Source organism: Shinella zoogloeoides (assembly GCF_022682305.1).
GTDB classification, from domain to species: domain Bacteria; phylum Pseudomonadota; class Alphaproteobacteria; order Rhizobiales; family Rhizobiaceae; genus Shinella; species Shinella zoogloeoides_B.
In genome coordinates this window covers 2,137,411-2,158,810 of sequence record NZ_CP093528.1, presented here as the reverse complement: position 1 = coordinate 2,158,810, position 21,400 = coordinate 2,137,411, and the positions used below count along the sequence as shown (strand labels likewise).

Below are 21,400 nucleotides of genomic sequence, written 5' to 3'. Positions count from 1 at the left end.
AGAGAGATATGAACGCACACCTTCAGCCCACCGGCTCCGCCTATTTCATCGCCAAGGAAACGCAGGTCGCCGAGAGCCATACGCTCTCCGTGCTCGTCGACAACGAGCCGGGCGTCCTTGCCCGCGTCATCGGCCTCTTCTCCGGCCGCGGCTACAACATCGAGAGCCTTACGGTTTCCGAGACCGAGCACGAGGCGCATCTGTCGCGCATCACCATCGTCACGCGCGGTACGCCGGGCGTGCTTGAGCAGATCAAGTCGCAGCTCGAGCGCATCGTGCCGGTCCATCGCGTGGTGGACCTCACCGTCCGCGCCAAGGTCCTGGGCCAGGAGCGGCCGATCGAGCGTGAGGTGGCGCTGGTGAAGATCGTCGGTTCCGGCGAGATGCGTCAGGAGACGCTGCGCCTTGCCGACGCCTTCCATGCCAAGGTCGTCGATGCGACGACCGAGCATTTCATCCTGGAGATCACCGGGAAGTCCTCCAAGATCGACCAGTTCGTGGCGATCATGAAGCCGCTCGGCCTCGTGGAAGTCTGCCGCACCGGCATCGCCGCGATGAACCGCGGCCCGCAGGGCATGTGAATTCCCGTACGTATCGAATTGCGGAAAGGGCCTTCCCGGAAACGGGGAGGCCCTTTCGTTTTGTCGGTCAGATCATTTCGAGCGGCCGCTTGCGGGTCGGTGGAGGGAAGGCGGCGTCGAGGAGGCGCAGGTCCTCCGAGGTGAGGCGGATTTCGGCGGCGCGCAGGTTCTCGCGCACCCGCTCCGGCGAGCCGGATTTCGGGATGGCGATGACGCCCGCCTTGGTGAGCAGGAAGGCGAGGGCGACCTGGGCGCTGCTGGCATTGTGGACCAGGCCGATCTCCTCCAGCGCCGGGTGGCCGATGAGCCTGCCTTCGTCGAGCGGCGAATAGGCCATGATCGGGATGCCCTGTACCTGGCTCCAGCGCAGAAGATCGAATTCGATGCCGCGCCGGGCGAGATTGTAGAGCACCTGGTTGGCGGCAGGGCGTGACGGTTCCACCGCGCCCAGCAGTTCCTTCATGTCCGGTTCGTCGAAATTGGAAACGCCCCAGGCGCCGATCTTGCCCTCAGCCTTTAAGGTTTCGAAAGCGTCCACCGTTTCGGCCAGAGGATATCGGCCGCGCCAGTGCAGGAGATAGAGTTCGATATGATCGGTGCCGAGCCGCTTCAGGCTCGCCTCGCAGGCCGCGATGGTGCCGGTGCGGCTGGCATTGTAGGGCAGCACCTTGCTGACGAGGAAGACTTCGTCGCGTCGGCCGCGGATCGCTTCGCCCACCACCTCTTCCGCGCCGCCGTCGGCATACATTTCCGCCGTGTCGATCACCGTCATGCCGAGGTCGAGGCCGGTTCTGAGGCTCGCGACCTCCTCGTCCGGCGAGGCGTAGCCCTCGCCCATGTGCCAGGTGCCGAGGCCCAGCGCCGGCACCTGCCGTCCGCCGGGAAGGGTAACTGCCGGTAGTTCCGCTTTCATGTCGCGCTCCATGAACGATGCATCACCAGCCGGAATTGTATCAATGACAAGAATTGGCTGGTTCTGGCCAAGAGATGAACTATCAATCGGAAAAAACAATCCTGATAACAAGGGTCTGTCATGCAGATCGAAATCTTTCTGGCGCTTCTCGTCTTCGCCTTCACCACCTCCATAACGCCCGGCCCGAACAACATGATGCTTTTCGCATCGGGTGTGAATTTCGGCTTCGTGCGCACGATCCCGCATATGTGCGGCATCGGCGTCGGCTTCCTCGTGCTGCTGCTGGCCGTCGGCTTCGGCCTCGGCGCGCTGCTGGAGGCGGTGCCGCTCGTCTATACGGTGCTGAAATTCGCAGGTGGCGCCTATCTGGTCTGGATCGCCTGGAAGATCGGCACGTCGCGCAGCATCGGCGAGGGAAAGACCGGTGCGCGGCCGATGAGCTTCCTTGAGGCGGCCGCCTTCCAGTGGGTGAACCCGAAGGCTTGGGTCATGGCCGTTTCCGCCATGGCGACCTATACGAATTCGGCGAACTACGCGATGAGCGTGCTGATCGTCGGCGGTGCCTTCGCCATCGTCAATTTCCCGAGCGTTTCCACCTGGGCCGGCTTCGGCTCGGCGCTGCGCGAGTGGCTGGCCGAACCTGTGCGGCTCAAGTGGTTCAACATCTCTATGGCGCTTCTGCTGGTCGCCAGCCTCTGGCCGATGTTGCGCTAATACGACTTCACGCTCTGTCGGCCATGAAGCGGGCGAGCCACGGGCCGATGAGGGACACCAGTATCAGCCGTGCCGTCTGGAGCGTCATGACGAAGGCGACGTCCACCTTGGCGGAGGCGGCGATGACGGCGATGGAATCGAGGCCGCCGGGGCTGGTGGCCAGATAGGCGGTCAGCGGATCGATCTCCAGCAGCAGGATGAGCAGGCCCGCAAGCAGGCCGGAAAAGCCGATCAGCGCGACGATGGAGGCGACCGTCGGCAGCAGCGCCCGGCGGGCGTGCAGCAGAATGGTGCGGGTGAAGCCGAGGCCGATATTCCAGCCGAGCAGGGTGAAGGCGGCGGCGAGCAGCCATTGGGGCAGGGCTACCGTCACCGTGCCGGATGCGTTGAGCATCGAGGCGAGCGCGAAGGGCACGAGGAAGGCGCCGGCCGGGATGCGCAACTTCTGGCCGGCAAGCCCGGCGAGGATGCCGATGGCCAGCATGGCGGCGAGCGGCAGCATCGGCACCGGTTCGAACCAGGCATGCGGCGGCACCGTTACCCCGTCGTGTCCGCCGAAATGGGCGACCAGTGTCGCGAGGCTCGCGACGAAGACGACGCGCAGATATTGCATGAAGGCGACGAGGCGGGCGTCCGCGCCATAGGCTTCCGCCATCATCAGCATGGTGGAGGCCGCGCCGGCCGACGAACCCCAGATCGCCGTCGTGCCTGGCAATATGCCGGTGCGCGCGATCAGCCAGCCGGACAGCGTGCTTACCGCGATGACGGAGAGCACGACGAGGAGCACCACCGGCCAGTTCTTCGTGAAGGTGCCGACGAAATCCTCCGACACCATGGTCGCGATCATCAGCGCCAGTACGACCTGCACGGCGAAGAAGAAGATGCGCGGCAGGCGGATCGTGCTGCCGCCGAGCGCCGCAAAAATGCCGGCGAGCATCGGCCCCATGAGGAGGGCGGCCGGAAAGCCCGCGATTTCCAGCGGCACGGTGGTCACGAGCGAAAGGCCGCCGACAAGGCACCATTGCGCGACGGCCGGCCATTTGCCGAGGCCGCCCGGTGTGGGCGCTGTTTCGTTCGGTGTGCGGGAGGCGCGGGTCAAATCATCGCTCCGGAGGTTGCGCCCTGCATAGCGCGGCGGGTCTTCGGCGAACAGGGCCAAATCCGGGGGAAGGGCGTTTCTTCGCGCTGTCGTGCCGGCAATGCCCCTTGCCTCGCGCCCGCGAATCCTGCCAAGTCCGGGCATGGAATTCGCACCCCAACAGGATGAAGCGCTGAAGGCCGTCTCGCGGTGGCTGAAGGACGGGCGGGACCCGCTGTTCCGGCTGTTCGGCTATGCCGGCACCGGCAAGACCACCCTTGCACGCTATTTCGCGGAACATGTCGACGGCGAGGTGCTGTTCGCCGCTTTCACCGGCAAGGCGGCGCAGGTGCTGCGCTCGAAGGGGGCGCGCAACGCCAAGACGATCCATTCGCTGATCTATCGCCCGCGCGGCGAGGAGGAGGTGGAGGACGAGGAGACCGGCAAGACCTCGGTCTCGCCGATGTTCTCCATCAACCGCCAGAGCCCGGTCGCCAAGGCGGCGCTCGTCGTCATCGACGAATGCTCCATGGTGGACGAGGCGCTCGGCCGCGACCTGATGAGCTTCGGCACGCCGATCCTCGTGCTCGGCGATCCCGGCCAGTTGCCGCCCGTTTCCGGCGGCGGCTACTTCACCAACCAGGAGCCGGACTACCTCCTGACGGAGATTCACCGGCAGGCGCGCGACAATCCGATCATCCAGCTCGCCATGCAGGTGCGCGAGGGCAACGACATCGCCTATGGCGACTATGGCGCGGCGCGTGTGATCGGCCGCAGCGAGGTCGACCAGACGCTCGTGCTCGATGCCGATCAGGTGCTCGTCGGCACCAACCGGACACGCCGGCGCTATAACCAGCGTCTTCGCGAACTGAAGGGCTTCACGACGGAATATCCGCAGTCCGGCGACAAGCTGGTGTGCCTGCGCAACGACCCTGCCAAGGGCCTGCTCAACGGCTCGCTCTGGCAGGTGATGAGTTCGTCCAAGGAGACGGTGAAGCCCGGCATCAACCTGATGATCCGGCCGGAAGACGACGACATGGATCGCGGCGCGGCCAAGATCAAGCTGTTGAAGGCCGCCTTCGAGAATGTCGAGGAAGAGGTTCCGTGGTCGACGCGCAAGCGCTACGACGAATTCGATTTCGGCTATGCGCTGACGGTGCACAAGGCGCAGGGTTCCCAGTGGAACAATGTCGTGTTGTTCGACGAGAGCTTCGCCTTCCGCGATACGCGCGAGCGTTGGCTCTACACGGCCATCACGCGCGCGGCCGAAACGCTTACCGTGGTGCGATAGCCACGACCCCGCACCACGGACCGCTTCCCGGGAAGCGGATGGAAGCGCCGGTCATCATGTCCGGCCGCTACGCCGGCCTCAGTGGCCGACGATCCCCAGCATGACCGCCTTGGCGACGGCCTGGAAACGGTTGCTGCTGTTGAACTTGCCGATGATGGCCTTCTCCATCACCTGCACTTCGCCCGGCTCGATTTCGAGCGCGCGGGCGATGCGGCTCGTGGGGTAGCCTTCCGCCATCAGTGCGAGGCAGCGCAGTTCGACGGGTGTCAGATGCGCCTGTGGTGTGTTGTCGTTGGTCTCGCTCTCATGCGCGACGGTAAAGTCCAGAAGTTCGTTGATCTGCTGCATCTGCCGGCGGATCGTCGATTGCTGGGCGGCCAGTTCCCGCTTGCGCGCCGTCATGGCCGCGCGGAAGGCCGTGTCGGCCTCTTCCTGGCTGCCGGCCGCGGAAAGCCGCTCCAGCAATTCCTGGATCACGGCGACGGGCATGCCTGTCTCGCGGCAGGTGTTGACCACCGCCATCTGCTGGATTTCCTCCGGCCCGTAGACCCGCATGGGGCCGACACGCGCGGCGGTCAAAAGGCCCTTTTCCTCATAGAAGTGCAGCGTGCGGTGGGTCACGCCGAAGGCATTGGCCATGTCCGCGATGGCGAGCCGCCCGTCCGGCAGGTTTTCCGGCAGCGGCGCCACCGGCAGGAAGCGGATGGATTTGCGTCCGCCCGCCCGGGCCTCGGCTTTCTTCGACTCGGTGGTCATCATGAAAGCAGTCCGCGCATTGAAGAAATCGTCATGTCATTGTCCCCCGGTCGCCGGCGCGACACCCTCTCCCCCTAAAGCTGAAGCTGGATGTCGGGACGGCGGATATTGTCCTGTCCGCTATAGCCCGCCGATCTGTGCAAATCGAGCAGGGTTGCATACGATTCTCGTGCATTTCGGATTCATTCGGGACGTGCCGCGGTGAACCCGAGCGGTAAGCGCTACTAGCCCGCAGCCTTAACAATAGGCCTGCGGGAGGGCGATTCCTATCGTTATATCTAGGGATGTATCTTGTGAAATTGATCGCTTTGAGCGTCCCGGGCGCAAAGCCGCCCGGGCCTTGCCGAAAGGCTTCAGCGGGCGATGGTCTTGCGCAGGCCCGCATCGGCGAGCGCCTTGGATGCGCTGGCGACGCAGGCGCTCGCCTGCCCGGCTTGCAGCAGGCCGCGCGGCGGGCGGCGCTCCTCGCGAGCGAGACATTCCATGATGGCGCTGGCCGCGCCGGTGCGCGCCGCATGGCGATAGAGCGGGCCGCTTGCCGAGAAGGCGCGCGCGGCGAAGGCCACGGCCTCGTAGGCGAGGCCCGTTTCGCTATGCAACTGCTGGCGTGAGAAATGTCGGGTGTAGACCGTCGCGCCGGTCTGCTCGTGGATCAGGCGGGCGTAGATGCCGTGCCCGTCCGGCCGGTTCTCGATGCGGACGGCGTAGGACAGGGGATCTGGCGCGCTCGTCCCGTGCGGCCCGCCGATATGGACGGTCTTGTAGTAGCCCGCGAATTTCGAGATGGCTTCGGCCAGCGTGTTGCAATCGCCGCCGGCGGGCCAGCATTGCACGATCTGCAGGTAGGGCAGCGCCGGGGCCTCGCTGGTGATGCTGCCCTGCGCGAAGAGGGTGGACTGTGCCTTCGCGATCGCCGCGTCGGTCGTCTCGGGATAGAGAGACGGAGCGAGGAAGACGAGCGGCAGCAGCGAGAAGAGCGCGAGCGGAGAGGAGACTGGAGCCGGGAGCCAGGAGCGGCGCGCCTGCGGCCGGCAGGGGCGCGGCGCAGGGGCGGCCGTATCCTGTGGGGCGGGCTGGAAAAGGCGGTACTCGGGGACATAGCTGCCGAGCGGCACGCAGATGCGCAGCGGGTCGGCCGCGCCCTCGGTCTGGTAATATTGTTCCAGCAGCTTCCTGAGCTTGCCTGCGTGCACGCGCACCAGCGGGTCGTTGCCTGCATCGAAGCCCGGCGCGCGGCCGAAAACATCGATGCCGATGCTGTAGCCCTTCAACTGGGCGGCCTTGCCGGACAGCTCCCTCTCGACGATGTAGGACAGGAAGGAGCGGAGCCGCTCGGAACGGGCAAAGGTGTCGCTGGCGATGATCGCGCCAAGGGCGCGCCGCACGAGTTCGTACGCCGGCCTGTCCGTCTTCGTCATGATGCCGCCAAAGAGGAGACCATCGGCGCTGCCTGATATCCTTCCCGTTCCTCGAATCGTTATGCCCAATGTACAGGCGCCCCAAAATTCGTGGGGAATTTATCGATGATTCTTGACGATCGGCAAGCGCGAATGACACGGGCGGCGGCCCAATTCCGCCGCAGGCCCGGTTTGCAGGGGAGCTTGCGGCGATTGCCCTTGTGGAAACAACCGGCTAGAGGTTGAGCCGGAAACTAGGAGCCGTGTCGCCATGCCCGCGAAGCTGTCGGTCAATCTCAATGCCATCGCCATGCTGCGTAACCGCCGGGACCTGCCCTGGCCGAGCGTCACGCATCTCGGGCGGATCGCGCTGCAGGCGGGCGCGAGCGGCATCACGGTGCATCCCCGGCCGGACCAGCGCCATGTCCGCTTCAGCGATCTCGCGCCGATCCGCACGCTGATCGACAGCGAGTTTTCCGGCACGGAATTCAACATCGAAGGCTTCCCCGAAGAGAACTTCATGCGCCTCGTGGAGGAGCATCGCCCCGAGCAGGTGACGCTCGTGCCCGATGACCCGTCGCAGGCGACGTCGGACCATGGCTGGGATTTTCGCAGGAACCACAACCTGCTCGGCAACATCGTCGGGCGGCTGAAGAGGCTGGGCCTGCGCGTCTCGGTGTTCGCCGACGGCGATCCGGACCGCGAGGCGCTGACCATCGCGCGGGATATCGGGGCGGACCGGATCGAGCTTTATACCGGCCCTTACGGCGGCTGCTACGACGACCCGGCGGAGGGCGCGCGCATTCTCGACCTGCTCGGCGAGACGGCGGATATCGCCCGCGACCTCGGCCTTGCGGTCAATGCCGGACATGACCTGACGGTGGCCAACCTGCCGGCGCTCGTCGCCCGCATTCCCGACCTTGCGGAAGTCTCCATCGGCCACGGCCTGACTGCCGATGCGCTGGAATATGGCATGGCGGAAACGGTGCGGCGCTTCTGCCGTGCCTGCGGCCAGGATATCTGAGGGCGGCGCTCCTTCGAGCGCCGCACCGCACCGTTCTCCCTCAACCGATGAAGGCCGCCTTGCTGGCGGCGACGAAGTCCTCGAAGGACGTCGGCTTGCGGCCGGCGAGCGCTTCAGCGTCGCCGGTGACGGCGGCGATCTTGCCTTCACGCGTGTTGGCGTCGAAGGAGACGATGGTCGGGATGAAGCCTTCCGGCAGGCCGGCGGCCTTCAGGCCCTCGGCGAGCTGGGCGTCGGTGACATGCACCACCTTCAATGGCTTACCGGTCGCCTCTGAAACCACGGCGGCGATTTCCTCCGCCGTGCGGCTCTTCGTGCCCGTCAGCGTATAGGTCCTGCTTTCGTCGCTAGCCTTCAGCAGGGCGCCGGCGAGGGCGGCAGCCGTGTCGGCGCGCGTGATATGCGCGATCCTGCCTTCGCCGGTCGCGGTGTACCACGCGCCGGTCTCCAGGGCATGCGGCAGCGACATGAAGAGGTTTTCCGCATACCAGCCGTCGCGCAGGATCGTGTAGGGGATGCCGGTCGCCTTGATGGCCTCCTCGGTGCCGAGATGGTCGGGCGCGAAGGTGACGAGCGAATCGTCCGGCTGCGGCATGGATGTGTAGAGGATGTGCTTCACGCCGGCTTTCTGCGCGGCGGCGACGGCGGCCTTGTGCTGGGCGAGGCGCTTGCCCGGCTGGTCGAGCGCGTCGGTGGAGACGATCAGCACCCTGGATACGCCGGCGAAGGCAGCATCGAGCGAGGCGGGATCGTCGAAGTCGGCGGTGCTGACGGTTATGCCCTTTGCGGCATAGTCGGCGAGCTTTGCCGTGTCGCGCGTGGTGGCGATGATATCGGCGGGCGCGACCTTGCCGGAAGCGAGGAGCGCATCGAGGACGAGGCGGCCGAGCTGGCCGGAGGCGCCGGTGATGAGGAGCGTGTCGGTCATGTCTTTCCCTTTCAGGCAGGAGCGGCGGGAGGAGCCTCATGTCCTGCTGCGTGTTGGTCTCTTATTGAGACTTGCTCTTATCTGGTAATCTGGTAGAGCGTGTAAAGAAGGCAGTTTTTTCTGCGGTGGTTACCTGGAGGGAACCGGCTATGAACAGGATCATCGACCGTGCGCGAGGCGAACGGGTTCTCCTCATCGACGGCGTGCCCATGTCGATGGACGATTGCCCGGTGCGCGATGTGCTGGACAGCGTCGGCGGCAAGTGGACGTCGCTGATGATCCTCGGCCTTGCGGATGGCCCGCGCCGCTTTTCCGAATTGCGCCGTTTCATCCCGGATATCTCCCAGCGCATGCTGACCCAGACGCTGCGCGACCTGCAGCGCGACGGCTACCTCACGCGCACCGTCTATCCGACTCAGCCGCCGAGCGTGGAATACCGGCTGACGCCGCTCGGCCAATCCTTCCTTGCGCTTCTGCGCACGCTCGTGCAGTGGTCTACGCAGAACCACACCGCGATCCGGGCCGCACGGGCGGCCTATGATGCGGGGCAGGGCTGAGGCTCCCGCCATCGGGAGTCGCATCGGGGACAGGCATGAAGCCATTGGATATCGGCATTACCGGCGCGGGGCCTGCGGGGCTTGCGGCGGCGCTTTTTCTCTCTCGCGCCGGCCATCGGGTCGAGCTGATCGAACGGTTCGAACGGCCGTCGCCGGTCGGCTCTGGTCTGCTGATGCAGCCGACCGGGCTCACGGTCCTGGATGCCCTCGGCCTTTCCCCGGCGATCCACGCGCTCGGCAACCGCATCGAGCGCCTGCACGGCGCGGATGCCCGTAGCGGCCGCACGGTCCTCGACGTGCGCTACGATGCGCTGGCCGGCGGGCGTTACGGCCTTGCCGTGCACCGCGCCGCGCTGTTCTCCACCCTGAACGATGCGGTGACGGCGCAGGGGTTGCCCATCCGCACCGGCATCACGCTCGCCAAGGCCGAGACGCGGCAATCCCGTACGGTGCTGCACGACGAGGTTGGGGAGATCGTCGGCGACTACGATCTGGTGATCGACGCCAGCGGTGCGCGCTCGCAGCTCGTTGCCGCGTCCGTGGTCGCGCCGAAGGTGACGGAATTGCCGTGGGGTGCATTTTGGGCGACGCTCGATTGCGAGGGGATCGCCCTTGATGCCCATGCGCTGACCCAGCGCTACGATGCGGCCAAGGTCATGATCGGGGTGCTGCCGGTCGGCCGGGCGCAGGCCGGCGGCGCGCGCAAGGCCGCGTTCTTCTGGAGCCTGAAGACCGCGGAGGCGGACATGGTGAGAGGACAAGGGCTGGCGCGCTGGAAGGACCGCATCGCCGACTATTGGCCCGAGACCACGCCGTTCCTCGACCAGATCGTGGATTGGGACCAGTTGACGCTGGCGCGCTATGCCCACCGCACGGCGCTGCCGCCGCATGCGGACGGTATCGCGTTCATCGGCGACAGCGCCCATTCCACCAGTCCGCAGCTCGGGCAGGGGGCTAATATGGCGCTGCTCGATGCGGCGGCGCTGGCGCACGCCCTCTCATCGGCGGCAACGGTCGAGGAAGCGCTTTCCGCCTATGCGGATGCCCGGCGCAGCCATGTGCGGCTGTTCCAGCTCCTGTCCTACGTTTTCACACCGTTCTACCAGTCGGATTCCCGTTCCATCGCCTGGCTGCGCGACCGGCTGGTCGCCACCGTCGCGAAAATCCCGCCGGCGCCGCAAATCCTCGCGGCCATCGTTTCCGGCACGCTTGCCGACCCGTTCGCACGGGCCGGCCTGCGGGAATGCCAATGGCTGGATGCCGCTCTTCGCGAAGCCTGAGACGGCTCAGGCGGCCTTGCTGGCGACGACCGGGCCGAGCGCGAAATCGACGGCGGCGCGGGCATGGATGGCGGTCGAATCGAAGCCGGGCAGCGACAGGGCGTCGGGATCGAGCAGCAGGCAGATCTCCGTGCAGCCGAGGATGACGCTGTCGGCGCCTGCGGCCCGGGCGGCCTCGATGAGAGCAAGCACGCGCTCGCGGGACGTGTCCAGCACCTTGCCCTGGCACAGTTCGTCGAAGATGACGCTATGGATCAGCGCGCGGCCCGCCTCGTCCGGCACCATGACGTCGAGGCCGGCGTCCTTCATGCGGTTCGCATAGAAGCCGTGCTCCATCGTGTAGCGCGTGGCGAGCAGCAGCGGGCGGCGTTTGCCGGCTGCGAGGATGTCGCGCGCGACCTCGTCGATGATGTTGATGACGGGAGCGGATACCGCGTTCTGCACGGCGTCGGCGACGAGGTGCATGGTGTTGGTGCAGATCAGCACGCATTGCGCGCCGGCCTTTTCGAGACCGGCCGCGACGGTGCCGAGGCGCTCGCCGGCCGCATCCCAGCGGCCAGCCGTCTGCAGGTCGACGATGGACTGGAAATCGACCGAATGCACCAGCACGTCGGCCGAATGCAGGCCGCCGAGCCGCTCGCGCACCGCCTCGTTGATCATGCGATAATAGACTGCCGTGCTCTCGAAGCTCATGCCGCCGATAAGGCCGATCGTCTTCATGGTCGTTTCCCCGCTTGTGTTTCGATGACGATCAGAATGCAGCGGAGATGACGGCGATTGTTCGCAAAGTTTCGAGCATTTTGCGCTGTTTCCGATAATTGTTCTTGTCGAATTGTATCAAGGCGCGCTTTAATTGCGCACGATATGGCTTTGAAAGGGAATCTCGGCGTGCTTGACGAGCGGGACAGGAAATTGCTGGCGCTTCTGCAGGAGGATGCGGGCGCGCCCGTCGCGGCGTTGGCGGAGAAGGTGAGCCTGTCGCTTTCCGCCTGCGCCCGTCGCATCCAGCGGCTGGAGGAAAGCGGGCATATCGCCGGCAGGGTCGCCCTGCTCGACCGGGACAGGATGGGCGTGCCGACCACGGTCTTCGCCCTCATCAAGACGGCGCATCACAGCGATGAGTGGATCGCGCTGTTCTCGCGGGCGATCGCGGATATTCCCGAGGTGGTGGAGGCGCACCGGCTGACGGGCAATTACGACTACATCTTGAAGATCGTGCTGCCGCGGGTCGAGCACTACGACGTCGTCTACAAGCGCATCGTGCGCAAGGTCGAGCTGTTCGACGTCTCCGCGTCCATTTCGATGGAGGTGCTGAAGAGCGGCACGCGCCTGCCGGTGGAGCACGCCGAATAGCGGGCACAAAAAAGGCCGGTCGAAACCGGCCTTTCCATTCTATCGGCGAAACGCCGGATCAGGCTGCTTCGAGCTGATCGGCCGACATCTTGCCGGACTTGCGGTCGCGGACCAGCTCGAAGCTGACCTTCTGACCTTCGTTGAGGCCAGCGAGGCCTGCGCGCTGTACGGCGGAGATGTGGACGAAAACGTCCGGTTCACCGCTGTCCTGCTGAATGAAGCCGTAGCCCTTGGTCGTGTTGAACCACTTTACGGTACCAGTTGCCATGACGAAACCTTTCCTAAGCCGTCAAATCAATCGTCGGTCGCCGGCTGGCGACCATGGGTGGTCGAATTTGAAGGGGAAGTTCGTCAAGGTACGGGCGGAACCCGCAAATGCAGAAGTCATCGTTCAAATCTCGATGCGGCAGAAATAGGTGCTTCGTCGTCGCGGGTCAAGCTTTCCGGCCATTCTTCTACCGGTCGCAGCATGATGGGCGGGCAAACGGCAGAAGGGGCGCGGCCGGAAGCCGCGCCCCTTCTGGAGTGATGTCAGGCGATCAATTGATCTCGATACGGTTGCGTTCATCGCAATGGCGGACCTTGGTGCGGCGGCCGTTCGAGTCGAAGAGGACGCGGAAGTTGGTCGAGCAGTAAGCGCCACCCTTGCCGGCGATGACGACGGGCTTCTTGTGCTTGACCGGAGGAACGTTGGCGTAGTTGCCGCGGCCTTCATGCTGACCGCCGCCGCCGCTGTTGTCGCTGCTGCGGCTGGTGCGGTCGCCGCCGCCGGTGCTGCCGCCACCGCCGCCCGTCGAGCTGCCGCCGCCGACGCTGGCGGTATGGGTGGCGACCTGGGCGAAGGACGGGGTTGCGACGGAGCCGAGGACGGTGACGAGGGCGAGGGAAATAAGGGTGATCTTGCGCATGGGGTTCTCTCCTTGGGTTGGCAGAGCGTTTCGTTTCGCTCTTGAACTGGATAGTCCCACAGACCCCGTGGTCTGGCTGTCACCCCGGGAACAGGGCCGGAAAGGCGCGCCGGAAAAAGCGGAGGCCCCGTTTCCGGGGCCTCTTTGTCGTAGAGCGATTGATGCTGGCTGTCAGGCGGGTCGCCGCTTGTCGACGCGATTGTGGTCGAGGAAGGAGGCGATGGCCGCCTCGCCATAGAGGCGGCGCTGCTCGGTGAGCGCCGTGGCGATGCGGGCGGCGTCGCCGAAGGTGGCGATCGCCGTCTCGGCCGCCGCTGGATTGCGGGCCAGCGCGTCGGTCGCGATATCCGCCAGGGTGCGCGGCAGGATGTCTGTGCAGTCATGCATGCTTTCGAAGACGACGCCGATGGGGACGATATGGTCCTCGTAGATTACCATCGGCTCGGCGCGCTCGTCTTCCCAGGCATCGAATGCCTCCATGGCATCGCCGAACAGTTGCTGCAGAGTGATGGGAGCATGTCCTTCGTGAAGGTCCGGCAGGAAATTCAACATTTTCTGTCTCCTTGGCGTAAGGGCGATTGGCTTCGTACTCCTGACTTGGGCCTGGGGGCCGCTCGGCCGGCGCGCCCTGCGCAAACGGCCTGCAGCACCGCAGGTCTCACAAATCTTAACCAGCGGAAACGGATTGGGAAGCGAAAAATTTTGTCCGGACCTGCCATGGGGATGTGATTTCTTGGACTTCTGTTTCAAAACAGCGGGATAGCGGAAAGAAAATTTCGGCTCGATTGTGCGCTGCGGCAATTCACATGCTGGTGCACCATGCGGAATCGCACCGTTCGCGGCTGGATTCGGTACGGCAAATCACCCTTCGGTCCGCGAGCGGAAGAAGCCTGTTGACCGGAATGGAAGAGGGCGCTAGAAGATGCCGAACCGTACGGTACGGTACGCAATTCGACTAGGGGAACATCTTGCAGATCTGGGAGCAGGGACATGCCGGCGCGGCGGCCGCGGGACTGACGGAACGTCAGGGCGCGGTGCTGGAGCGTGCGCTCGGCCTGCTCGTGGAGGGCGGCGAGCGGGCGCTGACCACCGCAGGCGTGGCGCGCGCGGCGAACTGTTCCAAGGAAAGCCTCTACAAGTGGTTCGGAGACCGCGACGGGCTGATCTCGGCGATGATCGCCTATCAGGCCGGCAAGGTGCGCACCGTCGAGGTGGAGGCCGGCAAGCTGACGGCGGAAACGCTGCGCCAGCATCTCCTGGCCTTTGCGCGCGACCTGATCGACGTGCTCTCCGGCGACGTGTCGCTGGCGCTCAACCGCCTCGCCATCGGTCAGGCGAGCCGCGAGGGCGCCGGGCTCGGCCGTCTTCTGCAGGAGCGCGGCCGCCGGCCGATCGGCAAGCGCGCGGCGGCGCTTCTGGAGGCGGGTCGCAAAGCGAAGTTGCTTGCTTTCGACAGTGCTGACGAGGCATACGGCACGCTCTACGGCCTTATCGTCTCGGACATGCACCTGCGCATGCTCCTCGGCGAGGATGCTGCAGCGCTCAAAAAGGAATTCTCGCCGCGTGCGGAGAGGGCCGTGGAGGCCTTCCTGACACTTCACGGTGTGAAAGGATAGACCGGCAGGGAAAGCCGCCGGTTCGGATGAAACAGACAAGCAAAGGGAAGGAACCATCGATGCGCGTCTATTACGATCGTGATGCCGATCTCAACCTCATCAAGGCGAAGAACGTCGCCATCGTCGGCTATGGCTCGCAGGGCCGTGCGCACGCTCTCAACCTCAAGGATTCCGGCGCCAAGAACGTCGTGATCGCGCTCAAGGCCGGCTCGCCGACCGTCAAGAAGGCCGAAGCCGACGGCTTCAAGGTCATGACCGTCGCCGAGGCCGCCAAGTGGGCCGACCTCCTGATGATGGCGACGCCGGACGAACTGCAGGCCGACATCTACAAGGGCGAAATCGCCGGCAACATCCGCGACGGCGCTGCCATTGCGTTTGCCCACGGCCTCAACGTCCATTTCGGCCTCATCGAGCCGAAGGCCACCGTCGACGTCGTCATGATCGCACCGAAGGGCCCGGGCCACACGGTTCGCGGCGAATACCAGAAGGGCGGCGGCGTTCCCTGCCTCGTCGCCGTTCACCAGAACGCTTCCGGCAACGCGCTTGACGTTGCTCTGTCCTACGCTTGCGGCGTTGGCGGTGGCCGTTCGGGCATCATCGAAACCAACTTCAAGGAAGAGTGCGAAACCGACCTCTTCGGCGAACAGGTTGTTCTGTGCGGCGGTCTCGTCGAACTGATCCGCGCTGGTTTCGAAACGCTGGTCGAAGCCGGTTACGCTCCGGAAATGGCCTATTTCGAGTGCCTGCACGAAGTGAAGCTCATCGTCGACCTGATCTATGAAGGCGGCATCGCCAACATGAACTACTCGATCTCGAACACGGCCGAGTGGGGCGAATACGTCACGGGTCCGCGCATCATCACCGCCGAAACGAAGGCCGAGATGAAGCGCGTCCTCACCGACATCCAGACCGGCAAGTTCACCTCCGAGTGGATGCAGGAATGGAAGGCCGGCGGCGCACGCTTCAAGGGCATCCGTCGCAACAACGACTCGCACCAGATCGAGGAAGTCGGCGCCAAGCTGCGCGGCATGATGCCCTGGATTGGCAAGAACAAGCTGGTCGACAAGGCCGTCAACTAAGCTTTTCCGCCTTTGCGGACAAGCGGGCCGGGCGGTTTTCCGCCCGGTCCTCTATTTCAGTAAACTTGAAATAGTGCGGCGCATGCTTCCGCTTCATTGCGGTGCAGCAAGTAATGAACTTGCACGAAAGCCTGAATGGGAACAGAATACGCAAGTGTTTCGTTCCGCTGTCAGGAGGATAGTGCGATGACCACGATTTTCCAATACTTCGCCTGGTTCGATCTTTTTATCCTGGGCAGTATAGCCATGCTGGTGCTGCTCAGCCTTTATGGAGACCGGACAACCTGACCGCCGTCGCTGCAAGTGCCGGTGGACGCGGCGTTTGTGCATGAAACGGGTTTGCACGGGCATCGGATTTCGTGCGTTTTGGTACGAATATTTAGGTCAGTATTATTGACATAAATACTTCGCCATGATGATGTGCGGATCAGACAACAAGCCCGAGGAAACCCCTATGTTCAAATGGGAACAGGCCTTTGCGACCCGCGCGTCGCGCATGAAGGCATCCGAAATCCGCGAATTGCTGAAACTGCTGGAACGGCCGGACATCATCTCGTTTGCCGGCGGCATTCCGGATCCTGCGCTGTTCCCGAAGGAGGCGTTCTCCGCCGCCTATACGGATGTGCTGGCGGGCGAGGGCGCTGCGGCGGGCCTCCAGTATTCCGTCAGCGAAGGCTACAAGCCGCTGCGCGACTGGCTTGCGGGCGAAATGGGCAAGATCGGCATTCCCTGCACCGCCGAGAATGTCTTCATCGTTTCCGGCTCGCAGCAAGGCCTCGATTATCTCGGCAAGCTGTTCCTCTCCCCGAAGGACACGGCGCTTGTCACCTGGCCGACCTATCTCGGCGCGCTGCAGGCCTTCAACGCCTATGAGCCGACCTACGACCAGCTCAACCTGACGGGCAATCGCACGCCTGAAGCCTATCGCGCGACGGCTGCGGATGCCGGCGGCCGGGTCAAGTTCGCCTATCTTTCCGCCGACTTCGCCAACCCGACCGGCGAAACGGTGGACCGCGCCGGGCGCGAGAAGCTGCTGAAGCTCGCCGAGGAGCTGGATATTCCCGTCATCGAGGACGCCGCCTACCAGTCGCTGCGTTATGACGGCGAGGCGGTCCCGCCGATCCTGGCGCTGGAAATCGCCGAGAAGGGCAGCATCGACGCTGCGCGCACCATCTATTGCGGCAGCTTCTCCAAGACGCTCGCACCGGGCCTGCGCGTCGGCTACATCGTCGCGGCGGCGCCCGTCATCCGCAAGCTCGTGCTGATGAAGCAGGCGGCGGACCTGCATTCCTCGACCATCAACCAGATGGCCATCGCCCATGTCGCCGAGCGCGGTTTCGATGCGCAGGTCGCCAAGATCCGCGCCGCCTACAGCCATCGCCGCAACGTCATGCTGGCCGCGCTGCAGAAATACATGCCGGAAGGCGTGACGTGGACGAAGCCCGAGGGCGGCATGTTCGTCTGGGTCACGCTGCCGGTGGGCATGGACGGCGCGAAGCTGCTCGCCCGCTCCATCGAAACGGAGAAGGTCGCCTTCGTTCCCGGCCAGGCGTTCCATGCCGACGGCAGCGGTGCGAATACCCTGCGCCTCAGCTTCTCCTGCGCCAACGACACGACGATCGAGGAAGGCATCTCGCGTCTCGGCCGGCTGCTCGCCAGCGAACGTCTGGCGGCCTAAGCGAAGCCGTTGCCCCTCACTCTACCCCTCTCGCCGTAAGCGGGGATAGGGGACTTGCCTCGCGCATACTTGTCGATAAGGGAAAACGGTGCGGCATATTTCCTTCTCCCGGCTTGCGGGGAGAAGGTGCCGGCAGGCGGATGAGGGGCGTCTACGCCTCAAGCCAGGCCAGCGCCGTCTCGAAGACCAGATCCGGCAGAACCTCGAACGTATAGGGTGCGTGCACACGCTCCCATTTCTGGTGATAGTCGCGCCCCCATGGACCGATATTGACCGTCGGGAAGGACAGCAGTCCTTCCGGTGCGTCGTCCGTGAAGGCCGCCGAGGGTGTATTGCCCGCGAGCAGCCCGGTCTCGCCAGCGTCCGGCCGATAGCCGAAGAAGCTCATGTCGGAAATACCCGCGAAAATCTGCTTGAACTTGATCGATGTGCCGTGCCGCATGGCGGCGGCGTCCATCACGCCCTGAAGCATGCCCCGCAGGTCGCCGCCGGCCGAAGAGCGCTCCAGATGCACCAGCGGATAATGCAGGCTGCCGAAGCCGACGATGACCGCCGGCCCTTCGATGCCCGCCTCGGTCACGGCGGCCGAGACGATCTCACGGCTGACTTTCAGCGGGTCGGTGCCGCCCGCGAGCGAACGGTCCAGCGCTTCGAGCCGCGCCAGGGCTGCCGAACCGCCGCGTGCCTTCAATCGCTCCACCAGTTCGGCATAGCTAAGCACCATGCCTTCGGTCTGGCCCGTGTCCCGGTTGCGGTAACGTGCGGCATGGGTGTCCTGCGCTTCGAGCGCCGTTTTCAGTGCGCCGGAGACCAGCGCCTTGAATTCCCCCAGGATATCGCCGGCGCTGCGGCGATGGGTCAGCCAGTTGAAGGAGAGCCAGACGCGATCCGGCGTCGTCACGTCGTAGCCGTCGCGGATGTCGCGGGCCTCGAGGCAGACGGGCGGCGGGGAGCGCTCGCCGAAAGCCTCGTCGCTGAGTTCCGGCACGGTGTCCATGGCGCGCACGATCTCCGCGCTGATGCGGTGGGCGCTGGTGCCGTTGAAGGGGTAGCCGGCATGGGTCGGGCGGCCGATGACGAAGGCGAAGGGCGCGAATTTGCCGATGGAGCCGAGATAGACCGCCCGGCCTTCCTCGCCGTCGCGCTCGCAGCTCGACGCATCGAGATTGATGCCGCCGACGATATCGAGGTCGAAGCGGCGGGCGATTTCCGGCAGGGCGTTGCGCAGGCTGCGCATGCCGCGCGAGCGGTTCTCCTCGTCCGGCGTCGCGACGAAGAGGATATTGCCCTCGGGGGCTTCCAGCCCGGCGAAACGCTCCAGCGCCGCGATGCCGGCGGCAAGGCCGCTCTTCATGTCGAGGAGGCCGCGCCCGGCGATGAAATCGCCGCTCTCGAAGTCCTTCAGCGCTTTCGCCTCCGCGCCGTTCAGTGGTCGGCTGCGCAGTTCGTCGAGCAGCGCTTCCGTCAGCGGCTCAGGCTCGCAGGCGAGCGGCGCGAGCGTGCCGTAATTGGCGACGGAGACGGTATCGAAATGGCCGGCCAGCACCACCGTTCGCCGTCCGCTGCCGCGCACCAGCCCCACGACGTTCCGCGTCAGCGGTTCGCCATGGCTGTCGATGGTGAAGAGCTGGTCCGGGCGGTGCTTGAAATAGGCGGTCTCGGCAAGGTGCGCGTGCAGCTTCACGGAGAAGGATGCTTCGTCCGGCGACCCCGTCACGCTCGGCCAGCGGGTCATGAGCAGCGAAAGGTCCCGGCTGCGACGGGCGGCGGTGCGAAGGGCGGTTTCGTTCGTCTTGGACATGGGGCCTGCCGATGGAGGTTGCATTCAGGAGATCGCAAGGCTAGCCAAGGACGACGACAGGCGAAACGGCAATCTTTTGGGAAAATCGCACCCTTGCTTGGCGTTTCGTCATCTTAATCTGGCATTTCGGCAACGGGCATGGATACGATAGACCGGAAACTTCTCGCCTTGCTGCGCAAGGACGGTCGCGCATCGCTTTCGGCGCTTGCGGCCGAATTGAGCGTCTCGCGCGGCACGGTGCAGAACCGTATCGAGCGGCTGACGCGCGACGGCGTCATCGCCGGCTTTTCCGTGCGGGTGACGGAGGCCGACGATCCCCATGCCGTGCGCGCCGTCATGATGATCGAGATCACCGGGCAGAAGACGCTGGCCGCGATCAAGGCGCTGCGCGGCATTCCGGAAGTGCACGCCCTGCACACCACCAATGGGGCGTGGGATCTGGTCGCGGAGCTTCACGCCGAAAACCTTGTCGAGTTCGAGCGGGTGCTGCGCGGCATCCGCGCCATGGACGGCGTTTCCAAGTCGGAGACCAGCCTGCTTCTCACGACGCTCTGAGCGGTGCCGTCAGGGCATGACGATGTCGATTTCCTCGCCGGTGGAGGAATAGGTGACGCGTCCGCCCTTCCAGCCGTCGTCGGCTTCCAGCCGGATTTCCAGAGTCACCTTTCCATCCGGGGAGGGCACCATGAAGGTGCCGTCCGGCGTCGGTAGCTGGCCGATGGAGAAGGTGTAGCGCGCCAACGCCATTTCCGAGCCGACCTGCAACCGTGAGAAGGTGCGGGCTGTCAGTTCGTTGAGTTTTTCCGTGGAGAAGAAAGCGAGGTCGCTCATCCTGTATAGCCGCTCCGGCCGGAATTCCGCATCCCAGGGCATTATCATGCTGGATGCGGTGATGCCGTTTTCATTGGCGTTGTAGTCGGCCATCGTGCCGGGCTTGTCGGGCACTTCTGCAAGGATCCGCATCGAGTCGTCGGTGATGCTGATCTCGGAATATCGGGCGTTCCTGCCGAATTCCCGGCCGAGCATGGCGAGCTTCTCGATTGTCGTCTTCGGATCCAGCCAATTCTGCGCCCCTTCCTTTTCACGAGCCTGGCCTGCTGCCCCGCTTGCAAGGCTCATGAGAAGGAAGAGGGGCAGAAACGCCCGCATCATGCTGGATGCAACTGCCATGACCGTTCCCCCGCCTTTGCCGGAACACGCATCGTCCGTGATGATATGACGGGACGCCGGGGCGGTTTATTCCGGCGCCGCAGCCCGGCCCGTGAAAAGCGCTTTCCATTGCCGGTCAGCCGGCTACACTCCGGCGGCATTCCCGGAAGGACCTCATGTCGCTACGTCTTGCCACCTTCAATATCGAAAATCTCATGACCCGTTTCGATTTCACGGGCTTTCGCAACCAGATTCGGCAGGACCGCGTGCTGCGCCTGTTCGATATCCGCAGCGAGGCGGAATACCAGCGGCTGGAGGAGGCGCGCACCGTCGCGCATACCGACGATACGCGCCAGCATTCGGCGCTCGCCATCGCAGATGCAGACGCCGATATCCTCTGCCTGCAGGAAACCGACAACATGGCGGCGCTGCAGGCTTTTGAATACGGCTATCTCTTTCGAATGGTCGGCAACGGCTACCGCCAGAAATACCTTATCGAGGGGAACGACAGCCGCGGCATCGATGTCTCCGTGCTGATGCGCGAGGAGACGCGCGACGGCCAGCGGATCGAATGCGTCGATATCCGCAGCCACGCCTCCGTCACCTATCGCGACTTCGGCCTCTACACGCCGGATCTCGGCTCGGGCCTGAACCCGGACGACAAGATATTCAAGCGCGACTGCCTGGAAATGGACCTGCGCATCGGCGGGCGGCCGCTGACGCTCTACGTCGTGCATTTCAAGTCGATGGGGCCGGGCAGGGACGGCATGGATGGACGCCAGTCGACCATGCCGGTGCGCGTGGCGGAGGCGCGGGCGGTGCGTCGCATCGTCGAGAACCGCTTCGGCGCCGGGCGGACGGCCGACAAGGCCTTCGCCATCTGCGGCGACATGAACGACTACCAGGAAAAGCTCGCCATCGAGGGCGACCGGCGCGGCGGCTACCGCTTCATGCCGCAGCAGGAGCCGGTGAGTGCGCTCGACGTCTTCACCGAGGGAGGCTTTGCGGTGAACCCGATGCTGCGCCGGCCGGTGGACGACCGCTGGACGCTCTACCACAGCCGCGGGCCGGAGGAGCGTCATCTCTGCCAGCTCGATTATATCTGGCTGTCGCCTTCGCTCGCGGAGCGCAACGCCCATCATGTGCCCGAGATCATCCGCGCCGGCCAGCCGTTCCGCACGATCTTTCCGCCTGGGCAGGAGGTGGAGCGCTATCCGCGTGTCGGCTGGGATCGGCCGAAGGCCTCGGATCATTGCCCCGTCGTCATGACGCTCGACCTTTGAGCCGTTTTCCCTTG

At 64.8% G+C, this 21,400-nt stretch carries 23 protein-coding genes; 12 read left to right on the top strand and 11 right to left on the bottom strand.

Going from position 1 to position 21,400, the window contains the following annotated elements; translation table 11 throughout:
• Positions 1 to 8 precede the first annotated feature (8 nt).
• Positions 9 to 581, top strand: a complete 573-nt coding sequence (ilvN, locus tag MOE34_RS11000) for an acetolactate synthase small subunit (protein WP_203319255.1) — start codon at positions 9 to 11, stop codon at positions 579 to 581.
• A 67-nt stretch (positions 582 to 648) separates the two neighbouring features.
• Here ilvN and MOE34_RS10995 read toward each other — a convergent pair whose 3' ends face one another.
• A complete protein-coding gene (locus MOE34_RS10995; protein ID WP_242223668.1) occupies positions 649 to 1,494 on the bottom strand; it encodes an aldo/keto reductase in 846 nt (281 codons plus the stop codon).
• Between the two features lie 120 nt (positions 1,495 to 1,614).
• Between MOE34_RS10995 and MOE34_RS10990 the strand changes: the two genes are divergently transcribed.
• A complete protein-coding gene (locus MOE34_RS10990; RefSeq protein WP_242223665.1) occupies positions 1,615 to 2,208 on the top strand; it encodes a LysE family translocator in 594 nt (197 codons plus the stop codon).
• A gap of 7 nt (positions 2,209 to 2,215) precedes the next feature.
• Here MOE34_RS10990 and MOE34_RS10985 read toward each other — a convergent pair whose 3' ends face one another.
• Entirely contained in the window at positions 2,216 to 3,307 is a 1,092-nt protein-coding gene (locus MOE34_RS10985; protein ID WP_242223662.1) for an AbrB family transcriptional regulator, read from the bottom strand.
• Positions 3,308 to 3,449: 142 nt separating this feature from the next.
• Here MOE34_RS10985 and MOE34_RS10980 point away from each other — a divergent pair, with 142 nt between their 5' ends.
• Entirely contained in the window at positions 3,450 to 4,577 is a 1,128-nt protein-coding gene (locus MOE34_RS10980) for an ATP-dependent DNA helicase (RefSeq protein ID WP_242223659.1), read from the top strand.
• A 78-nt stretch (positions 4,578 to 4,655) separates the two neighbouring features.
• Here MOE34_RS10980 and MOE34_RS10975 read toward each other — a convergent pair whose 3' ends face one another.
• On the bottom strand, positions 4,656 to 5,333 hold the full coding sequence (locus MOE34_RS10975; RefSeq protein WP_347342761.1) for a MerR family transcriptional regulator: 678 nt from the start codon (positions 5,331 to 5,333) through the stop codon (positions 4,656 to 4,658).
• Positions 5,334 to 5,686: 353 nt separating this feature from the next.
• Complete coding sequence (locus MOE34_RS10970; RefSeq protein ID WP_242223654.1) at positions 5,687 to 6,751, bottom strand: hypothetical protein; 1,065 nt, start codon at positions 6,749 to 6,751, stop codon at positions 5,687 to 5,689.
• Between the two features lie 250 nt (positions 6,752 to 7,001).
• Between MOE34_RS10970 and MOE34_RS10965 the strand changes: the two genes are divergently transcribed.
• Positions 7,002 to 7,754 (top strand): pyridoxine 5'-phosphate synthase, encoded by a 753-nt coding sequence (locus MOE34_RS10965; RefSeq protein ID WP_242223652.1) that lies wholly within the window; start codon positions 7,002 to 7,004, stop codon positions 7,752 to 7,754.
• A gap of 40 nt (positions 7,755 to 7,794) precedes the next feature.
• On the opposite strand, the gene MOE34_RS10960 is transcribed toward MOE34_RS10965, so the two are convergent.
• Positions 7,795 to 8,682, bottom strand: coding sequence for an SDR family oxidoreductase (locus tag MOE34_RS10960; RefSeq protein WP_242223650.1), 888 nt, complete (start codon positions 8,680 to 8,682; stop codon positions 7,795 to 7,797).
• 149 nt (positions 8,683 to 8,831) lie between these two features.
• On the opposite strand from MOE34_RS10960, the gene MOE34_RS10955 reads away from it, so the two are divergent.
• Complete coding sequence (locus tag MOE34_RS10955; protein WP_242223649.1) at positions 8,832 to 9,239, top strand: winged helix-turn-helix transcriptional regulator; 408 nt, start codon at positions 8,832 to 8,834, stop codon at positions 9,237 to 9,239.
• 35 nt (positions 9,240 to 9,274) lie between these two features.
• Positions 9,275 to 10,519, top strand: coding sequence for an FAD-dependent oxidoreductase (locus MOE34_RS10950; RefSeq protein ID WP_242223648.1), 1,245 nt, complete (start codon positions 9,275 to 9,277; stop codon positions 10,517 to 10,519).
• A 6-nt stretch (positions 10,520 to 10,525) separates the two neighbouring features.
• On the opposite strand, the gene MOE34_RS10945 is transcribed toward MOE34_RS10950, so the two are convergent.
• Positions 10,526 to 11,239, bottom strand: coding sequence for an aspartate/glutamate racemase family protein (locus tag MOE34_RS10945; protein WP_242223647.1), 714 nt, complete (start codon positions 11,237 to 11,239; stop codon positions 10,526 to 10,528).
• A gap of 168 nt (positions 11,240 to 11,407) precedes the next feature.
• Here MOE34_RS10945 and MOE34_RS10940 point away from each other — a divergent pair, with 168 nt between their 5' ends.
• On the top strand, positions 11,408 to 11,872 hold the full coding sequence (locus MOE34_RS10940; protein ID WP_242223908.1) for an Lrp/AsnC family transcriptional regulator: 465 nt from the start codon (positions 11,408 to 11,410) through the stop codon (positions 11,870 to 11,872).
• Between the two features lie 58 nt (positions 11,873 to 11,930).
• On the opposite strand, the gene MOE34_RS10935 is transcribed toward MOE34_RS10940, so the two are convergent.
• The 3 genes from MOE34_RS10935 to MOE34_RS10925 form a co-directional block, all read right to left on the bottom strand.
• Positions 11,931 to 12,140 carry a cold-shock protein gene (locus MOE34_RS10935; RefSeq protein ID WP_160785947.1) on the bottom strand — a complete coding sequence of 70 codons (210 nt, stop codon included), beginning with the start codon at positions 12,138 to 12,140 and terminating at the stop codon, positions 11,931 to 11,933.
• A gap of 271 nt (positions 12,141 to 12,411) precedes the next feature.
• Complete coding sequence (locus MOE34_RS10930; RefSeq protein ID WP_242223646.1) at positions 12,412 to 12,780, bottom strand: hypothetical protein; 369 nt, start codon at positions 12,778 to 12,780, stop codon at positions 12,412 to 12,414.
• 171 nt (positions 12,781 to 12,951) lie between these two features.
• Entirely contained in the window at positions 12,952 to 13,332 is a 381-nt protein-coding gene (locus tag MOE34_RS10925) for a hypothetical protein (protein ID WP_242223644.1), read from the bottom strand.
• Positions 13,333 to 13,748: 416 nt separating this feature from the next.
• Between MOE34_RS10925 and MOE34_RS10920 the strand changes: the two genes are divergently transcribed.
• The 3 genes from MOE34_RS10920 to MOE34_RS10910 all read left to right on the top strand — a co-directional run bounded on the left by MOE34_RS10920 (position 13,749) and on the right by MOE34_RS10910 (position 17,153).
• A complete protein-coding gene (locus MOE34_RS10920; RefSeq protein ID WP_242223643.1) occupies positions 13,749 to 14,396 on the top strand; it encodes a TetR/AcrR family transcriptional regulator C-terminal domain-containing protein in 648 nt (215 codons plus the stop codon).
• A 59-nt stretch (positions 14,397 to 14,455) separates the two neighbouring features.
• The gene (ilvC, locus tag MOE34_RS10915; RefSeq protein ID WP_160785943.1) at positions 14,456 to 15,475 is read left to right on the top strand and encodes a ketol-acid reductoisomerase; all 1,020 of its coding nucleotides are present in this window, start codon (positions 14,456 to 14,458) and stop codon (positions 15,473 to 15,475) included.
• A 454-nt stretch (positions 15,476 to 15,929) separates the two neighbouring features.
• Positions 15,930 to 17,153 (top strand): PLP-dependent aminotransferase family protein, encoded by a 1,224-nt coding sequence (locus MOE34_RS10910; RefSeq protein ID WP_242223641.1) that lies wholly within the window; start codon positions 15,930 to 15,932, stop codon positions 17,151 to 17,153.
• 151 nt (positions 17,154 to 17,304) lie between these two features.
• On the opposite strand, the gene MOE34_RS10905 is transcribed toward MOE34_RS10910, so the two are convergent.
• Complete coding sequence (locus tag MOE34_RS10905; protein ID WP_242223638.1) at positions 17,305 to 18,954, bottom strand: M20/M25/M40 family metallo-hydrolase; 1,650 nt, start codon at positions 18,952 to 18,954, stop codon at positions 17,305 to 17,307.
• Positions 18,955 to 19,092: 138 nt separating this feature from the next.
• Between MOE34_RS10905 and MOE34_RS10900 the strand changes: the two genes are divergently transcribed.
• Complete coding sequence (locus MOE34_RS10900; RefSeq protein WP_242223635.1) at positions 19,093 to 19,509, top strand: Lrp/AsnC family transcriptional regulator; 417 nt, start codon at positions 19,093 to 19,095, stop codon at positions 19,507 to 19,509.
• A gap of 9 nt (positions 19,510 to 19,518) precedes the next feature.
• Here MOE34_RS10900 and MOE34_RS10895 read toward each other — a convergent pair whose 3' ends face one another.
• Positions 19,519 to 20,124 (bottom strand): hypothetical protein, encoded by a 606-nt coding sequence (locus MOE34_RS10895; RefSeq protein WP_242223633.1) that lies wholly within the window; start codon positions 20,122 to 20,124, stop codon positions 19,519 to 19,521.
• A gap of 155 nt (positions 20,125 to 20,279) precedes the next feature.
• Between MOE34_RS10895 and MOE34_RS10890 the strand changes: the two genes are divergently transcribed.
• Positions 20,280 to 21,386, top strand: a complete 1,107-nt coding sequence (locus tag MOE34_RS10890) for an endonuclease/exonuclease/phosphatase family protein (RefSeq protein WP_242223631.1) — start codon at positions 20,280 to 20,282, stop codon at positions 21,384 to 21,386.
• Positions 21,387 to 21,400: the final 14 nt, after the last annotated feature.

Excerpts from the sequence above, each read along its gene's own strand:
- ilvN (WP_203319255.1), top strand. The coding sequence starts at position 9 with ATGAACGCACACCTTCAGCCCACCGGCTCCGCCTATTTCATCGCCAAG.
- MOE34_RS10995 (WP_242223668.1), bottom strand. The coding sequence starts at position 1,494 with ATGAAAGCGGAACTACCGGCAGTTACCCTTCCCGGCGGACGGCAGGTG.
- MOE34_RS10990 (WP_242223665.1), top strand. The coding sequence starts at position 1,615 with ATGCAGATCGAAATCTTTCTGGCGCTTCTCGTCTTCGCCTTCACCACC.
- MOE34_RS10980 (WP_242223659.1), top strand. The coding sequence starts at position 3,450 with ATGGAATTCGCACCCCAACAGGATGAAGCGCTGAAGGCCGTCTCGCGG.
- MOE34_RS10975 (WP_347342761.1), bottom strand. The coding sequence starts at position 5,333 with ATGACCACCGAGTCGAAGAAAGCCGAGGCCCGGGCGGGCGGACGCAAA.
- MOE34_RS10970 (WP_242223654.1), bottom strand. The coding sequence starts at position 6,751 with ATGACGAAGACGGACAGGCCGGCGTACGAACTCGTGCGGCGCGCCCTT.
- MOE34_RS10965 (WP_242223652.1), top strand. The coding sequence starts at position 7,002 with ATGCCCGCGAAGCTGTCGGTCAATCTCAATGCCATCGCCATGCTGCGT.
- MOE34_RS10960 (WP_242223650.1), bottom strand. The coding sequence starts at position 8,682 with ATGACCGACACGCTCCTCATCACCGGCGCCTCCGGCCAGCTCGGCCGC.
- MOE34_RS10955 (WP_242223649.1), top strand. The coding sequence starts at position 8,832 with ATGAACAGGATCATCGACCGTGCGCGAGGCGAACGGGTTCTCCTCATC.
- MOE34_RS10950 (WP_242223648.1), top strand. The coding sequence starts at position 9,275 with ATGAAGCCATTGGATATCGGCATTACCGGCGCGGGGCCTGCGGGGCTT.
- MOE34_RS10945 (WP_242223647.1), bottom strand. The coding sequence starts at position 11,239 with ATGAAGACGATCGGCCTTATCGGCGGCATGAGCTTCGAGAGCACGGCA.
- MOE34_RS10935 (WP_160785947.1), bottom strand. The coding sequence starts at position 12,140 with ATGGCAACTGGTACCGTAAAGTGGTTCAACACGACCAAGGGCTACGGC.
- MOE34_RS10930 (WP_242223646.1), bottom strand. The coding sequence starts at position 12,780 with ATGCGCAAGATCACCCTTATTTCCCTCGCCCTCGTCACCGTCCTCGGC.
- MOE34_RS10925 (WP_242223644.1), bottom strand. The coding sequence starts at position 13,332 with ATGTTGAATTTCCTGCCGGACCTTCACGAAGGACATGCTCCCATCACT.
- ilvC (WP_160785943.1), top strand. The coding sequence starts at position 14,456 with ATGCGCGTCTATTACGATCGTGATGCCGATCTCAACCTCATCAAGGCG.
- MOE34_RS10910 (WP_242223641.1), top strand. The coding sequence starts at position 15,930 with ATGTTCAAATGGGAACAGGCCTTTGCGACCCGCGCGTCGCGCATGAAG.
- MOE34_RS10905 (WP_242223638.1), bottom strand. The coding sequence starts at position 18,954 with ATGTCCAAGACGAACGAAACCGCCCTTCGCACCGCCGCCCGTCGCAGC.
- MOE34_RS10900 (WP_242223635.1), top strand. The coding sequence starts at position 19,093 with ATGGATACGATAGACCGGAAACTTCTCGCCTTGCTGCGCAAGGACGGT.
- MOE34_RS10895 (WP_242223633.1), bottom strand. The coding sequence starts at position 20,124 with ATGGCAGTTGCATCCAGCATGATGCGGGCGTTTCTGCCCCTCTTCCTT.
- MOE34_RS10890 (WP_242223631.1), top strand. The coding sequence starts at position 20,280 with ATGTCGCTACGTCTTGCCACCTTCAATATCGAAAATCTCATGACCCGT.